14 protein-coding genes are annotated in these 14,521 nt (G+C 54.1%); 3 read left to right on the top strand and 11 right to left on the bottom strand.

The window, feature by feature from the left end:
• The first annotated feature begins 1 nt into the window (after position 1).
• The 3 genes from ACT53C_RS02700 to ACT53C_RS02690 all read left to right on the top strand — a co-directional run bounded on the left by ACT53C_RS02700 (position 2) and on the right by ACT53C_RS02690 (position 4,185).
• Positions 2 to 2,542 carry a circularly permuted type 2 ATP-grasp protein gene (locus ACT53C_RS02700; protein ID WP_338655765.1) on the top strand — a complete coding sequence of 847 codons (2,541 nt, stop codon included), beginning with the start codon at positions 2 to 4 and terminating at the stop codon, positions 2,540 to 2,542.
• An 8-nt stretch (positions 2,543 to 2,550) separates the two neighbouring features.
• Positions 2,551 to 3,441: a transglutaminase family protein gene (locus tag ACT53C_RS02695; protein ID WP_338655763.1), complete on the top strand. Its 891-nt coding sequence runs from the start codon at positions 2,551 to 2,553 to the stop codon at positions 3,439 to 3,441.
• 66 nt (positions 3,442 to 3,507) lie between these two features.
• Complete coding sequence (locus ACT53C_RS02690) at positions 3,508 to 4,185, top strand: HAD family hydrolase (RefSeq protein ID WP_313984929.1); 678 nt, start codon at positions 3,508 to 3,510, stop codon at positions 4,183 to 4,185.
• A gap of 5 nt (positions 4,186 to 4,190) precedes the next feature.
• On the opposite strand, the gene tmpT is transcribed toward ACT53C_RS02690, so the two are convergent.
• The 11 genes from tmpT to alkB form a co-directional block, all read right to left on the bottom strand.
• Complete coding sequence (gene tmpT / locus ACT53C_RS02685; protein WP_476144696.1) at positions 4,191 to 4,853, bottom strand: thiopurine S-methyltransferase; 663 nt, start codon at positions 4,851 to 4,853, stop codon at positions 4,191 to 4,193.
• A 72-nt stretch (positions 4,854 to 4,925) separates the two neighbouring features.
• On the bottom strand, positions 4,926 to 6,173 hold the full coding sequence (locus ACT53C_RS02680) for a hypothetical protein (RefSeq protein WP_194748963.1): 1,248 nt from the start codon (positions 6,171 to 6,173) through the stop codon (positions 4,926 to 4,928).
• Between the two features lie 197 nt (positions 6,174 to 6,370).
• Positions 6,371 to 6,679 (bottom strand): hypothetical protein, encoded by a 309-nt coding sequence (locus tag ACT53C_RS02675; protein WP_476144695.1) that lies wholly within the window; start codon positions 6,677 to 6,679, stop codon positions 6,371 to 6,373.
• Between the two features lie 86 nt (positions 6,680 to 6,765).
• Positions 6,766 to 8,796 (bottom strand): M3 family metallopeptidase, encoded by a 2,031-nt coding sequence (locus ACT53C_RS02670; RefSeq protein ID WP_476144694.1) that lies wholly within the window; start codon positions 8,794 to 8,796, stop codon positions 6,766 to 6,768.
• Positions 8,797 to 8,922: 126 nt separating this feature from the next.
• A complete protein-coding gene (gene ptsP / locus ACT53C_RS02665; RefSeq protein ID WP_313984942.1) occupies positions 8,923 to 10,674 on the bottom strand; it encodes a phosphoenolpyruvate--protein phosphotransferase in 1,752 nt (583 codons plus the stop codon).
• Positions 10,675 to 10,944 carry an HPr family phosphocarrier protein gene (locus ACT53C_RS02660; RefSeq protein ID WP_476144693.1) on the bottom strand — a complete coding sequence of 90 codons (270 nt, stop codon included), beginning with the start codon at positions 10,942 to 10,944 and terminating at the stop codon, positions 10,675 to 10,677.
• An 11-nt stretch (positions 10,945 to 10,955) separates the two neighbouring features.
• Positions 10,956 to 11,363, bottom strand: coding sequence for a PTS sugar transporter subunit IIA (locus ACT53C_RS02655; RefSeq protein WP_194748958.1), 408 nt, complete (start codon positions 11,361 to 11,363; stop codon positions 10,956 to 10,958).
• A gap of 21 nt (positions 11,364 to 11,384) precedes the next feature.
• Positions 11,385 to 12,266 (bottom strand): RNase adapter RapZ, encoded by an 882-nt coding sequence (gene rapZ, locus ACT53C_RS02650; RefSeq protein ID WP_338655754.1) that lies wholly within the window; start codon positions 12,264 to 12,266, stop codon positions 11,385 to 11,387.
• Between the two features lie 19 nt (positions 12,267 to 12,285).
• Complete coding sequence (gene hprK, locus ACT53C_RS02645; RefSeq protein WP_194748956.1) at positions 12,286 to 13,236, bottom strand: HPr(Ser) kinase/phosphatase; 951 nt, start codon at positions 13,234 to 13,236, stop codon at positions 12,286 to 12,288.
• A 132-nt stretch (positions 13,237 to 13,368) separates the two neighbouring features.
• On the bottom strand, positions 13,369 to 13,695 hold the full coding sequence (hpf, locus tag ACT53C_RS02640; RefSeq protein ID WP_194748955.1) for a ribosome hibernation-promoting factor, HPF/YfiA family: 327 nt from the start codon (positions 13,693 to 13,695) through the stop codon (positions 13,369 to 13,371).
• Positions 13,696 to 13,880: 185 nt separating this feature from the next.
• On the bottom strand, positions 13,881 to 14,519 hold the full coding sequence (gene alkB, locus ACT53C_RS02635; protein ID WP_476144692.1) for a DNA oxidative demethylase AlkB: 639 nt from the start codon (positions 14,517 to 14,519) through the stop codon (positions 13,881 to 13,883).
• Positions 14,520 to 14,521: the final 2 nt, after the last annotated feature.

Below are 14,521 nucleotides of genomic sequence, written 5' to 3'. Positions count from 1 at the left end.
CATGCAACCAGTGCTTAATCAACTTTATTTTTCTGACCGCTATAACGAACTGTTGGATAGCAGGGGCCAGCCACGTCCGCACTGGCAGGCCCTGGTTTCTCAGCTGGAGAGTGAAGAGCCTGCCGTCATGCGCAAGCGCATGGAGGCTGTGCAGCGCCAGATTCGTGATAATGGCGTGACGTATAACGTCTATGCAGACACGCACGGCGTGCAGCGGCCATGGGATCTGGATGTCTTGCCAGTGATTATCCCCTCGCATGAGTGGCAGCATATCGCTGCTGCCGTGGCGCAGCGGGCCACCTTGCTCAATCAGGTGTTACTGGACGTATATGGTGAACAGCGCCTGTTTGCCAGTGGTCAACTGCCGCCGGCGCTGATTTACGGTCATAACGGCTTTTTGCCTTCTTGTGTCGGCATCCCGCATTACGACAATATTGCCCTGCATAACTATGCCGTGGATATTGCGCGTTCGCCTAACGGGCAGTGGTGGGTGGTGTCTGACCGGACCCAGTCGCCCACCGGAGCTGGTTATGCGCTGGAAAACCGTACCATTATTTCCAGTGTGTTCCCCGAAATGTTCCGCGACCTCAATATTGAGCGCTTGAGCGGCTTTTTTGCCAGCATGCGTGACAGTCTGGCACATTGGGGGCACCGCGTTGCACAAAATCAGGCACAGACTGTCCCTGGCATTGCCCCACTGAGTCAGGGGGAGCCGCCACTGGTGGTGATTTTGACGCCAGGACCGTATAACGAAACCTACCACGAGCAGTCATTTTTAGCTGGTTATCTGGGCTATCCTCTGGTGCAAGGCAACGACCTGACGGTGCGCAACGGCGTGGTCTGGCTCAAAACCATCGCCGGGCTCAAGCCTGTGCACGCCATTTTACGCCGCATTGACGATGATTATTGTGACCCGCTGGAACTCAACGCAGAGTCGCTGTTAGGCGTGGCCGGGTTGACCCAGGCCGCCCGACTGGGCAATGTGCTGATTGCCAATGCGCTGGGCGCCAACTTGTTGCAATCTGGGGCTTTGCTGGGCTTTTTGCCCAACTTGTGCCAGTCGCTGCTAGGTGAGTCATTGCACATGCCTTCGGTGGCGACCTGGTGGTGTGGTGAATCTGCGGCGCTTGAATATGTGATCCAGCATCTGGATGATCTGGTGATCAAACCGGCTTACCCGCAAATGCAATCTTCGCCCATTTTTGGCGAGGATCTCAATGCTACGCAAAAAGAGGCGCTGATTGCCAAGCTGCGTGCGCAGCCCGGCCATTATATTGCCCAGGAACAAGTGGATATTTCACATGCGCCTGTGCTGAGCAATCATCATCACCAGCCACAAATGGGCAGCTTGGCAGTGAGTTTGCGTGTCTATGCCTTTGCCACCCCCAATGGCTATGCGGTGATGCCAGGCGGCCTTTCCCGCGTCGCCAGCGGCAAAGATAGCCGCGTGGTGACCATGCAGCGTGGCGGCACCAGCAAAGACACCTGGGTGCTTTCGGAGTTTACGCAGTCGGCGTTCAGCTTGTTGCGCAAAACCACCTCCAGTCAGGACCTGGTGCGTGAAAACACCTCGCTCTCCAGCCGCATGGCAGAAAACATGTTCTGGTATGGCCGCTATTCAGTACGCAACCTGCAAAAAGCCATGATGTTACGCGCCACCTTGCGCGCCTTGCTCGAATACACGCCAGAATCGCGCGAAGGCGAGTGGCCGACCATGCAGGGCTTGTGTCAGTGGTTTGACCTGTTGCCCTCGCCTAAAGATGATGAAGAATGGGCGAAATGGCAACCGTACAGTGATGATGATATTGAGCCGTTGCTGGTACAAGCCGTGTTCTCGCAGCAGTCCGGCAGTCTGGCCACCAGCGTGCAGCAGTTGTATCAACAGGCGTTCAACCTGCGTGAGCGCATCTCCAATGACCACTGGCGGACCGTGAACGTATTGTCACGGCAGTTTATTACCCGGCACGCGCATGCCACCTTGCAGGATGCGATGTCGTATATCGAGCAGGCCGTGAATCATTTTGTCACCTTGACCGGCTTTGCCATGGACTGGATGACGCGTGATCTGGGCTGGCGGTTTATGTCGCTCGGACGGCGGATTGAGCGCTTGCAGTTTATGTGTGTGTTATTAAGCCGTGCCTTGCAAATGCCACAACATAGTAATCTTGAGTGGTTGCTACAAGTGACCAATAACCTGGTCACTTACCGTGCCCGCTACGCCTCGCAACCCGAATGGTTGCCTGTGCTGGATTTACTGTTGATGGATGGCAATAATCCCAATGCCATTGTTTTTCAAATCAAGGGTTTGGTGAAATATCTCGAAGAAATGGATGCCCATGATAATGCAGGCGGCATTGCCGCCGAGCTGAAAGCCTGCTGGCAAGCCTTGCTGCAACTCGACCCGGACACCTGCTTTATGCAAGGCAGTCCAGAGTTGTCAGCCTGGCTCAATCACACCTACGAGGTGACTTTAACGCTGTCTGACCGCCTCAGCCTGCGCTTTTTCAGCTATGCCAGTCCGGTCGTCATCTCTGGGCATTAAGGACCCGCATGCGCTATCAGGTCGAACACCAAACCATTTATCGCTACGATGTGCCTGTGATTCAATCACAGCAATTACTGCATTTAATGCCCCGGCAAACCGCATTTCAGCAATGCGTTTCTTATACGCTGGCCTGTGAGCCGCAGCCGGCGGAACAGTCGCGGCGGCTGGATTTCTTCGGCAATCACAATGACTACTTCACGCTACTGACACCGCACCAGTCACTCGAAGTCACCTCCAGATTTCAGGTCGATATCCAGCCACGGCCAAAGATGGCTGAGCTTGTGCAAAGCCCGCCCTGGGAGCAGGTGCAGACTTTGTTAAAAGATCAGGACACACACCACCTGGATGCTGCGCCCTATGTGTATGCCACCAGGCGCGTGACCTGTAGCGAAGCGCTGGCCAGTTTCGCCCTGAGCTGCTTTACCCCGCAGCGACCGTTGCTAGAAGCCGCCATGGCGCTGACGCAAAAAATTTATACCGAGTTTGAATTTGACCCACAAGCCACCGATGTCTCTACCCCGCTGGATACGGTGCTCAAAGGCCGCCGCGGTGTGTGTCAGGACTTTGCCCATCTGATGATAGGCGCGCTACGCTCTATCGGTTTGGCCTGCCGTTATGTCAGCGGTTATATCCTTACCCATCCACCCGCAGGCCAGCCGCGCCTGGTCGGCGCCGATGCATCGCACGCCTGGGTGTCTGTCTATTGCCCGGTCTATGGCTGGGTAGACTTTGATCCGACCAATAATTGTCTGGTCCAGCAAGAGCACATTACCGTGGCCTGGGGCCGCGATTTTGGTGATGTCTCACCTATGCGTGGTGTGGTGCTGGGTGGCGGTCAGCAGCAGCTTAAGGTCAGTGTCACCGTCACGCCGTTGGCCTACGCCGAGCAAGCGTGATATTCCTGTGATCTCACCTGCAAAGACGCGATAAAATATCGCTTTGTTCGCCAAACGGGTTTGCCAGTGATTAAAGCCGCAATTTTTGACATGGATGGTCTGCTGATCGATTCTGAACGTATCATCATGCAAGGTTGTATTGAAGCCGCCGCCAGCATAGGCATCACTTATACCGAGCAGCAATATGTGCAATTGGTGGGGCGGATCTGGTCAGACTCCAGCCGGATCATGGCAGAGCAACTCAACGGCGAACATCATATGCAGCAGGTGATTGCTGGCCTGAACACCTATCTTGATGCACGCAACCATGTGTTCCCGCTCAAAACGGGTGTGCTTGAGCTATTACAGTTTTACCGTGACGCAGGCATCACCTGCAGTGTCGCTTCTTCTTCCCCCATCCCGCATATTACCCACCGTCTGAGCCATACGGGCGTGCTGGATTACTTTGACCATGTCACTAGTGGCCAGGAGGTGCAGCGCGGCAAGCCCAACCCGGACATCTACCTGCTGGCCCTGGAAAAACTGGGCTTGCAGGCAGACGAATGCATTGCGTTTGAAGACAGTGAACTCGGCGCACAAGCCGCTATTGCCGCAGGCTTGCGCGTGATTGTGGTGCCTGATTTAAAACAACCGGGCGACCTGGTGCGGGCACAGGCGTTTCATGTGGTGGAAAGCTTGCTGCACTGGCATCAGCATCATGATGCGCTCATGGGCTGCGTGCCAAGCGCCGACATGGCTGAGTGACTTTCCTAAGCTCGATCTTTTGCCTGCAACAACCAGACTTGTTCTTGTGCCGGGCATTTGCCCTTAAGGCCACCCGCCAGCGGTACATCGGCCAACAGGCTTAATCTAAAGTCCTGGCCGTACAGTTGTTGCACTGCTTGGGCATCGACACTAAACGGTGGTCCGGCTTGCAGCGACTGGTCGTAGTCAAAACTCACCAGCATTTGTTTGGCGTGCGCGGTCAAGGCGGTCAAATGCTGACTGTAGCGTGGGCGCATGTCGGCGGGCAGGGCCACCAGTGCGGCGCGGTCATAGACCGCATCTATCTGACCCACTTGCGCCTGCTTCAATTGCGTCTGGCTGAGGGCAAAAAAGTCGCCATTAAACACAGTCAGTGGCCCGGCACGGTAACAGGTGATCGCACCCATCTCGTCTACTTCTGGCGTCAGCGCCAGCTCTTGGAACAACGCTTTTACCGCGAGTGGGCTCAGTTCTATGCCCACCACTTGTAGTCCTTGGTCTAACAGCCAAGGGATATCCAGCGATTTTCCGCACAAGGGCACAAAAATACACTGCCCAGCCGTTAATGCCAGATGATGAAAGTGGCTGACCAGCAGCGGGTTGGCTTGGTCGAGATGAAAGCCAATTTGCTGGGTTTGCCAGCGACTGTGCCAGAATGCGTGATCCATACAAAATCCTTGGTCTAGGCGTCAAAGCCTGAGCGTAAAGAGCTTAAGTATAGATCAACTTGTGCGCGTCTGTTATTTCCCAGCGCGCTGACTCAACCTTGCCTGTTGCTCCAGCACGCCTTCTTCCACCCCGGCGGCCTCTGTCAGCTTGGCCACGTTATCCCGGGTGAAAAAGCCATCAAAGCCGTCATAGCGTTGGACATATTCAATAATCAGCGAGGAGTGTTCAGAGGCATTAGAGAAAATCTGTTTCAGGCCTTCTTCCTTGGAGCCAATCACATCGAGCAGAAAGCCTTTGCCCTGGCTGGCAATGGCATCGACGACAAATTCGATATTTTCCTTGCCGTCCCGGGTGCCATCTTTGACGGATAAGGCGATATGGTGCAAGCGCGGGCCATAGTTACGCACAAAGGTTTCGGTCGGCGAGGGCAGTTTTTCCAGGTGGTTAACAAAATAAGGCGTATTGTTAGCGGTAAACACTTTGGCCGGACTCTTGGTTTCTGGGAAGCCGTGCACGCTCTTGGTGACATTGGTGGAAGAGTTTTGGTCCCAGATGTTATAGGCGCCCCAGAAAAAGTAGCTGGACCAGGACAGGTATTCGAGAATCGCCACCTCACGGTTTTGGCTATAAACGCGGGTGGCCAGGTGATCCACTGGTAAGATCAAATCGTCTATGCGCAGCTTGGCCTGCAGGTTTTTAGCCTCTTCATACGCGGCTTGTACATCGGCGCGGATGGTACTGATACCCAACGCATACACGCGTAACTCATCCGGCTCGCGTTTCATATAGCCAACGATATTATGCGTGTAGGGCGAAGGTTTGCTGATCGCCACATTGCCCGGCAATTCCAGTTTGCGCACTTCGTCCTGGGTAAAAAAGCGGAATTCGCGTTCTTCCTGTAACTTCACCACCTCGTGCATATTGGTGACGCGGATGATTTCACCCATGTAGCGGCTATTTGGTTTGCGCGCCCCAACAGGATAGATCTCGTTGAGTGCGCGGAAAATTCCCCTGAAGTTAGGGTCTTTCACCTCTCGGACCAGTAAATCCGGCGAGTCGAGGTCTATACGCAGAATATGCGTCCAGTGTTTCTCACTCTCCAGCGTCACCAGATAATGGTAAGAGGTCATTAAAGACAGTTCGGCGATGTACTGAATCGAATGATCAGGGTCTACCGTAATCATCAGCGCATCAATTTCCTGAATCATGTCGGTCAGCCCGAGCTGGTCGCGCTCTTCGAGCAGCTTTTGCAAATACTCTTCAAAAAAGGCGGAGTTTTGTTTGTCGCCGTGGCGGGCAAAATCGAGAGAATTAATCATGAGGCTCCATCAATGCATCTAAAACCTGAAATAAGCAAGTGGCGTTCCTGCTGGGGGGCGTTGGCTAAATATTGCGCACAATGGCTTGTGCTTGCGGCCCGTACACTGCACTTGCCGTGCGCGGGATATTTGAAATGACACAGGGCAGCGATGGCTGCCCTGTTTTAGTGCTTGTCTGAGTTTCACATGGCCGCAAATTAACGGCTTTTGCCACTCAATGAACCTCGCTTAAGGATGGGGTCGTCAAACGCGATACAACGGCCAATGCCCAAAAAGCTGGGCCTCATACCCAATGGGCAGCTATTGCTCCGCTCAAATTGCTCGACTTTGACTTTGGCTTCCTCGGCTTTTTTGCCATCCTTAAACTCCCAGTAGCCATTGGCGTGCAGCACCACTTCATCGCCATTGGCGGTTTTGGCTTGAATATCATCTGCTTCTTCTTTGGCGGCAAACGCCACCGCCGGCAACAAGGCAATCAGTAATACACAGAGGGGCAGACGAGACATTTTTAATCCTTAAAACGATCTGGCTAGCATAGCGGGTGCGTGTAAAAAAGCCAAGTGTTAGACACTTGGCTAGATGTACAAAGTGATTAACTTGCCATGCCGTTGTGGCGTAACAACGCATCCATACTCGGCTCGCGACCTCTAAAGGCGACAAAAGACTCCATGGCCGGACGTGCGCCCCCTTGTGCCAGTACCTCGTTTTTAAAGCGGCTACCTGCCTCGGCAGACAACACGCCCAGCTCTTCAAACAGGCTGTAAGCGTCGGCAGACAGGACTTCTGCCCATTTGTAGCTGTAGTAGCCTGCGGCATAACCGCCTGCAAAAATATGGCTAAAGCTGTTGGGGAAGCGGTTCCACTTGGGTGGGCGTAATACAGCCACTTCATCACGCACCTGTTCGAACACGTCGAGTGCCGTCTGCTTGCCTGCTGGGTCAAAGCTGCTGTGCAAACGCATATCAAACAATGAAAACTCGATCTGGCGCACGGTTTGCATGCCGGCCTGGAAGTTTTTGGCGGCGACCATTTTGTCGAACAGTGTGTGCGGCAGTTGCTCGCCAGTGTCGACATGCGCCGTCATATGGCGCAGCACGTCCCATTCCCAGCAAAAGTTTTCCATAAACTGGCTCGGGAGTTCGACCGCGTCCCATTCCACGCCCTTAATGCCGGAAACACTGTATTCCTCGACCTGGGTTAGCATGTGGTGCAGGCCATGACCAAACTCATGGAACAGCGTGATCACTTCGTCATGGGTGAACAGCGCAGGTTTGTCGCCAACGGGTGCCGAGAAGTTACAGGTCAGGTAGGCAACTGGCAGCTCTATGCCAGTGGCAATTTTGCGGCGGGTAATGCACTCATCCATCCAGGCGCCCCCGCGTTTGCCATGCCGCGCATATAAATCCAGATAGAAATAGGCAATCGGCTGGCGCTGCTGGTCGCTGATCTCATAAAAACCCGCATCCTTATGCCATAACGGCGCATCGGTTTTGCGCACCTGCACGCCAAAAATGGTTTCCACCACTTTAAACAGGCCTGCCAGCACCTTGTCTTCGGGGAAGTATTGTTTGACTTCCTGATCTGAAAACGCGTATTTGTCCTGGCGCAGTTTTTCGCTGATGTAGGACACATCCCAGGCCTGCATGTCGCTAAAGCCCAGCTTTTCGGCATAGGCCTTGAGTTCGGCCATGTCTTTTTCGGCATAGGGTTTGGCCCGCTTGGCCAGGGTGTCCAGAAATTCAATCACCTGTGCCGGCGTATCTGCCATCTTGGTCGCCAGCGACAGTTCAGCATAGTTTTTAAAGCCTAACAGTTGCGCTTCTTCCTGCTTGAGTTTGAGCAGGTCAGCGATCAGGGCGGTGTTATCCCATTCGGGTTTACTGAATTCTGAGGCGCGCGTGGCATAGGCCCGATACAGCGTTTCACGCAAGGCACGGTTGTCGCAGTATTGCATGACCGGCATGTAAGACGGGAAGTGCAGCGTAAACAGATAGCCGGTTTTCTCCTCGGCTTTTGCGGCTTCGGCGGCTGCTTGCAAGGCGTCCTCAGGCAGCCCTGTGAGCTCGGTTGCGTCTGTCACCAGATGCTTGAAGTCGTTGGTGGTATCGAGGATATTTTCTTCAAACTTGCTGCCCAGTTTGGACAGTTTTTCGGCGATTTCCTTGAAGCGTACTTTTTCGGCTGGTGGCAGTTCGGCACCGCCCAGTTTGAAGCCACGCACTTCGTTGTCGATAATCTTGCGTTGTGCCCGGCTCAATTGTGCGTAACCCGCGCTGGCCTGGATGGCTTTGTACTTGGCGTACAGGCGCTCATCCTGTGACAGGTCGCTGTAAAAATCGGTCAGTTTGGCCAGGTTTTCATTATAGGCTTCACGCAGTTCTGGCGTGTTGACCACGGCATTCATGTGCCCGACCGGTCCCCAGCTGCGTGACAGTCTTTCTGAGTAGTCTTCAATCGGCTGCACAAAGTTTTGCCAGTCGGGCGTCTCGCTGGCAGTAGCCAGGCGCTCTACCAGGGCGCGGCCTTCTGCCAGTAACTGGTCAATAGCGGGCGAGACGTGCTCTGGACGGATATCGTTAAATTTGGGCAGGCCACTAAAAGCAAGTAATGGGTTGGTGCTCACAGCAAATCCTTTGTTGAATGCGATAGATGATAGAGGCGTATTATTCGCCAAATGTTCGCATTTGGCTCATTGTATATATTGATGATGGTGATGAGTTTTGTTTAATACAAGGGCATCCGTGCAGCGTTAGTGCACTTCGCCATTTAATTTTTTAATCAGCGGGTCAATTTTCTCCAGATCATTGAGAGACAGAATTTTTCTGGCTTGTTTGGCCAGCACGTTTTCTTCGCTCTGCAGGATTTGCGACTTCACGCTCAGGATATGCGCCGGATGCATGGATAGCTGACGCATGCCCATGCCGACCAGCAAGCGCGTCAGTTTGATGTCACCCGCCATTTCGCCGCAGACAGAGACCGGCTTGTCATATTTGGCGGCGGCGGCAATCGTCATCTGGATCAAGCGCAAGACGGCTGGATGCAAAGGGTTATACAAATGCGCCACCGCATCGTCGGCACGGTCAATCGCCAGCGTATATTGAATCAGGTCATTGGTGCCTATGGACAAAAAGTCCAGCTCCTGCGCAAAGGCGTCAGCATTGATGGCGGCGGCCGGTACTTCGATCATGCCGCCGATAGGCACTTGCTCGTCAAACGGGATGCCTTGCTGGCGCAGCGATTCTTTGGCACGGGCGAACAGCAGTTTGGTTTGTCGCAGTTCTGCCAGGTTGGACAGCATGGGAATCAGGATTTTCACCTGGCCATAGTGCGAGGCACGCAACAGGGCGCGGAACTGGCTGTGAAAAATATGCGGCTCGGCCAGGCAATAGCGCACGGCACGTAAGCCCAGCGCCGGGTTGATGGCCGTCACCACTTCATCCGGGTTCAGTTGCTTGTCGGCGCCAATATCCAGCGTGCGGATGGTGACCGGCTGGCCTTTCATGGCCTCCGCCACATGTTTGTAGGCTTCAAACTGTTCCTGCTCATCGGGCATTTCGGTGCGATTCATAAACAGGAACTCGGTCCGGTATAAGCCTACGCCGACGGCGCCCGAGGCTTTGGCAGCAACCACATCGTCCGGCACTTCAATATTGGCCAGCAAGTCAATCGCCACCCCATCCACGGTGACGGCCTTGGTCGTTTTAATCCGTTGCAGCTTTTGCTGGGCAAGTTGCCACTGGTTTTGCTTGAGTTGGTATTCCGCCAGCACCTCAGGGTCAGGATTGACGATGACCACGCCTTCGCTGCCATCGACTATCATCAGTTCGCCGTCATTGATCAGGTCACGGGCGCGCTGCAAGGCAACGATGGACGGAATATTCAGGCTGCGTGCCAGAATCGCGGTGTGTGAAGTAACCCCGCCGACATCGGTGATGAAGGCTGCAAACTGGTGATGTTTGAACTGGATGGCATCTGCCGGGGAGACATCATGCGCCACCAGAATCATGGCGCGCTCTTGTCTGGCTTGCAGTTTTTTCTCGCTGGCGGCGAGTTGGTCGCGGCCCAACAAGACCTTGATTACACGCTCCACCACCTGCACCACATCCTGCTTGCGCTCACGCAAATAGGCGTCTTCAATCGCGTCAAACTGGGCGACGATATCATCCATTTGCTGTTTGAGCGCCCATTCGGCGTTGCACAGCTCATTGCGGATAATGGCTTTAGGCGCTTCTGACAATGATTTGTCAGTCAGCATGGCTAAGTGGGTATTGATAAAGGCACTCAGTTCAGCCGGGGCATTTTTAGGCAGTTGTGCTTTGAGTTGTTCCAGGTCGTGCTTGACCAGACCGATGGCGCGTTCAAAGCGGGCAATTTCCTCGTCGATGGCAGACGCCTCAATTTTGAAGTGCACGACTTCGAGCAGGGCATGCGAAATCAGGTGAGCATGGCCGATGGCAATGCCACTCGATACCCCGACGCCATGCATGCTAAAGCTGGTCAATTATTCACCCTCGCCAAAATAGTCGTTAACCAGTGCTTCGAGTGCGGCCAGCGCCTGATCTTCATCCGGGCCGGTGGCTTCAATGTCAATGGTGCTGCCCTTGGCGGCGGCCAGCATCATCACGCCCATAATGCTTTTGGCATTGACTCGACGGCTATTCTTTTCCACCCAGACTTCGCTCTTGAACTGGCTGGCAGTTTGGGTGAATTTGGTGGAGGCGCGTGCGTGCAAGCCGAGTTTATTGATGATTTCTAAAGAAAGTTTGGCCATGTTTTATGTGGTTATTGTGCGTGATGACAAGTGGTTTTGGTAAAGTGGACAACGCCGTCGCGGCCACCGCTGAGGGCCTTCTGGATGCAGGAGTGCAAACCCTCGTGACGGTAGTTGAGCACGCGCACCAGCATGGGCAGGTTCACGCCAGCTACGCCCTCGGTCTCGTCTGGTGTCAGCAGTTTGGTGACGATGTTGCACGGGGTTGCGCCATAAATATCTGACAACACCAGCACCCCCTGGCCACTGTCCAGGCTTTGCACCAGTGCCTGCGCCTTGGGCAGTACCGTTGCCGGGTCATCATTTTTTGAAATTTCCAGATAATCCAGCTGTGCCGGGCGGTTGCCCATCACATGCGTGGCGCAGTCAATCAGGCTGGGTCCCAGGCTACCGTGCGCAATAATCAAAACACCAATCATAAATGTACTTTCAGAGTCTCGTTACGGGGTAGCGATCGCGGCGGCATCCTGCAGTTCGCGGTGGCGAATCATGACTTGATGCTGTTGCTTGAAATACGCCCCCAATTGTTCCACCAGATAGACGGAACGGTGTTGCCCCCCGGTGCAGCCGATGCCTACCGTGACATAGCTGCGATGGTCGTGATAAAAGCTTGGTAGCCATTTTTCGATATAGTGCTGAATGTCTTGCTGCATTTCAAGCACCTGTGCTTCATTTTGCAAAAACTGCTGTATCGGCGCCTGCGTGCCATTGTAGGGTCGCAAAATCGGATCGTAATGCGGGTTGGGCAGGCTGCGCACGTCAAACACAAAGTCGGCATCGAGTGGAATGCCATGTTTAAAGCCAAACGAGATAAACGACAGCACCAGCGAATGCGAGCGGGCGGGCAAATAGCTTTGTTCAATTTGCAGCATCCAGTCCCGGGTGTGGTTGCGCAAGGCATTGGATGACAGGTTGCTGGTATCCACATGGTGGCCCAGATTATTCAGGCCAGACAGCAAATCACGCTCATGTTTAATGCTCTCGGCCAGCGCTTGATCTGGCGTGCTGAGCGGGTGTTTGCGCCGGGTTTCAGAGAAGCGCTTGACCAGCGTCTCCAGGCTGGCATCCAGAAACAGCAGATGCGCGGCAATGCCCTGGCTCTTGAGGGTTTTCAGGATGTCGGGTAAAGACTCAATCGCAATGCTGCGGCTATCAATACTCACCGCCACTTTGGCCGCATCACGGTTGGCCACATGGCTCTGGATATGCGGCAGCAAGGTGGCCGGCAGGTTATCAATGCAGTAATAGCCGCTGTCTTCAAACACGCGCAAGGCAATGGTTTTACCCGAGCCGGAGAGCCCGGTCACAATCACCAGTTGCATGTGCTTAACCCTGTGGATGTCATCGTAATTTGCTTTCTCTGAGCATGATCTGTTTTTGCCGCTGTGTCAGTTGTTTGGTGGCATTGACACCACGCAACAGCAACATGTGATTGCGTACGGCGGCTTCTACCAGTACCGCAATGTTGCGCCCGGCCGCAATCGGGATAATCACCTTGCTGATCTCTACATCCAGCACTTGTTGCGTCTGCCGGTTGGCACTGAGCCGGTCCAGGTCCTGCGGCTTCAATTCGTCGGCCAGCTCCAGCTGTATCATCATATCCAGCGGTTTGGTTGGTTTGACTGCATTATCGCCATAGAGTGCGCGGATATTCAAAATGCCGAGACCTCGCACCTCCAGAAAGTCTTGCAACAGCTCCGGGCAGCGGCCTTCAATGCGTTCGGGCGAGACCCGGTAAAAATCCACAATATCATCTGCCACCAGCCGATGGCCCCGTGAAATCAGCTCGAGCGCCAGCTCGCTTTTACCAATCGCCGCACTGCCGGTAATCAGCACGCCAAAGCCTTGTACTTCCATAAACACGCCATGCAGGCTGGTGGTTTCTGCCGTCGCCACCGCCAGATAATGGCTGAGTAATTCCATCAGTTGCGGGCTGATCATGGGCGTCGTGAATAAGGGGGTTTGCGATTGTTGTGCGGCTTCCAGCATGACCGAGGGTACTTTTTCACCATTGGCGACTACGACCATGGCCAGGTCGGTTGAAAACAGGTTGCTTACCGCCTGTTGCATGGCCAGAATGCTGAGCCCACCGAGGTAGTCCATTTCGGCACAGCCCAACACTTGCACCCGGTTGGGGTGCACAAAATTCAAATGCCCGACCAGGGCCAGTGAAGGCTTGGTCACAGTGCCTGAATTGAGAATTTTCTGACCGCCAGATTCGCCTGCTACCCATTTCAATTTGAGTTTGCTGCGAATCTGCTTGTATAAATCGGCTACGGAGATTTGAGCCATAAGTTGTTAACGCATCAACAAAGTGTTGGACTCATTTTACAACTGAATTGATTCGGGTGGCGTGAAACGGCGTAAAAGTAGCGGGGGCGGGGTGAATTCTCTACCCGGTCGGGTAGAGAATGGCGTTAAGGCTTATGAGCTTAACTGGTGTTTCACAGCGCCACCGGATTTGTGGTGGTCGCCATTTTTTTCCTTGTGTTTCACGACCTGGCGGTCAAGTTTGTCGGTCAGCATGTCGATGGCACTGTACATGTTTTCGTCTGAGCAGGCGGCGTGTAAGTCGTTGCCTGGCACATGCAATGTCGCTTCAACCTTTTGGGCAAGCTTTTCAACAGACATGGTGACTTTGACATCAATCACATGATCAAAGTGATTGCTGATACGCGAGAACTTGGATGATACGTACTCGCGCAGTGCTGGAGTGATTTCTAAATGGTGTCCTGTAAGTTGTAAATTCATGACAAACTCCTTGTTTTCGGAAAGGGTCTTATCGAGTGTTTGCTGGATCATTCAGCAAATGTTGGATAGATAAGACAGTTTCAGTTTACTCTTTTGAAAAACAGATGCAACCCGGAAGTGAGCGGGGTTTTTGATCTTCATCAGCGTTTATGCGGCTATTGTTAAGGCGTTGTCAGGGCGAGATGCTAACGCGCTTTTCTCAAGGTGAGGTTAATGCGTTGCGGGCCAATGAGCAGGTGCTGCCCAGGCTGGACTGGCGCCACGCCATGATAGAAGCGCCGGCTGGCGCCGCCCCAGACCACGACATCGCCATGCACCAGCGGGATTTTCACCGGCTTGTCCGTCCGCCTGGGGCCGCCAAATAGAAATGTGGCGGGCAGCCCGAGCGACACTGACACAATCGGCTGCGTAAAATCCTGCTCATCTTTATCCTGATGCAAGCCCATTTTGCTGCCGGGAGCATACACGTTGATCAAACAGCTGTCGGGCACAAAGTCGGCATAGCCTGCCTGCTGCGCGGCGGTCGCAGCCAGCTGTAAAATCACCTCCGGCATTGCTGGCCAGGGTTGATGGTTGGCGGGGTCAGCCGCCTGGTAGCCATAGCCAGCCGCACTGCCTACCCAGCCCCAATCACCTATGCTGCTGGTGCGCACTGACATCGGGTAACCCATGGGCGTCATCATCTGCCGGGGCGGATGGGCAGACAGATGCTGTGCCAGACAAGGCCAAAGCACTGGCATGCAGGGCAGCGCAAAGCCGGATAGCCAGCAGGCACCGGGGGCCAGCATCACTTTAGAGGGGGTGTCTTGTGCAAATAAGTCCATGC

Source organism: Methylophilus sp. DMC14, assembly GCF_056314085.1.
Note: the sequence above shows the minus strand (reverse complement) of the source record. Positions and strands in the feature narration are given on the sequence as shown.

Coding starts and splice junctions, on each gene's coding strand:
- ACT53C_RS02700 (WP_338655765.1), top strand. CDS start 2: ATGCAACCAGTGCTTAATCAACTTTATTTTTCTGACCGCTATAACGAA.
- ACT53C_RS02695 (WP_338655763.1), top strand. CDS start 2,551: ATGCGCTATCAGGTCGAACACCAAACCATTTATCGCTACGATGTGCCT.
- tmpT (WP_476144696.1), bottom strand. CDS start 4,853: ATGGATCACGCATTCTGGCACAGTCGCTGGCAAACCCAGCAAATTGGC.
- ACT53C_RS02680 (WP_194748963.1), bottom strand. CDS start 6,173: ATGATTAATTCTCTCGATTTTGCCCGCCACGGCGACAAACAAAACTCC.
- ACT53C_RS02675 (WP_476144695.1), bottom strand. CDS start 6,679: ATGTCTCGTCTGCCCCTCTGTGTATTACTGATTGCCTTGTTGCCGGCG.
- ACT53C_RS02660 (WP_476144693.1), bottom strand. CDS start 10,944: ATGGCCAAACTTTCTTTAGAAATCATCAATAAACTCGGCTTGCACGCA.
- ACT53C_RS02655 (WP_194748958.1), bottom strand. CDS start 11,363: ATGATTGGTGTTTTGATTATTGCGCACGGTAGCCTGGGACCCAGCCTG.
- rapZ (WP_338655754.1), bottom strand. CDS start 12,266: ATGCAACTGGTGATTGTGACCGGGCTCTCCGGCTCGGGTAAAACCATT.
- hprK (WP_194748956.1), bottom strand. CDS start 13,236: ATGGCTCAAATCTCCGTAGCCGATTTATACAAGCAGATTCGCAGCAAA.
- hpf (WP_194748955.1), bottom strand. CDS start 13,695: ATGAATTTACAACTTACAGGACACCATTTAGAAATCACTCCAGCACTG.
- alkB (WP_476144692.1), bottom strand. CDS start 14,519: ATGGACTTATTTGCACAAGACACCCCCTCTAAAGTGATGCTGGCCCCC.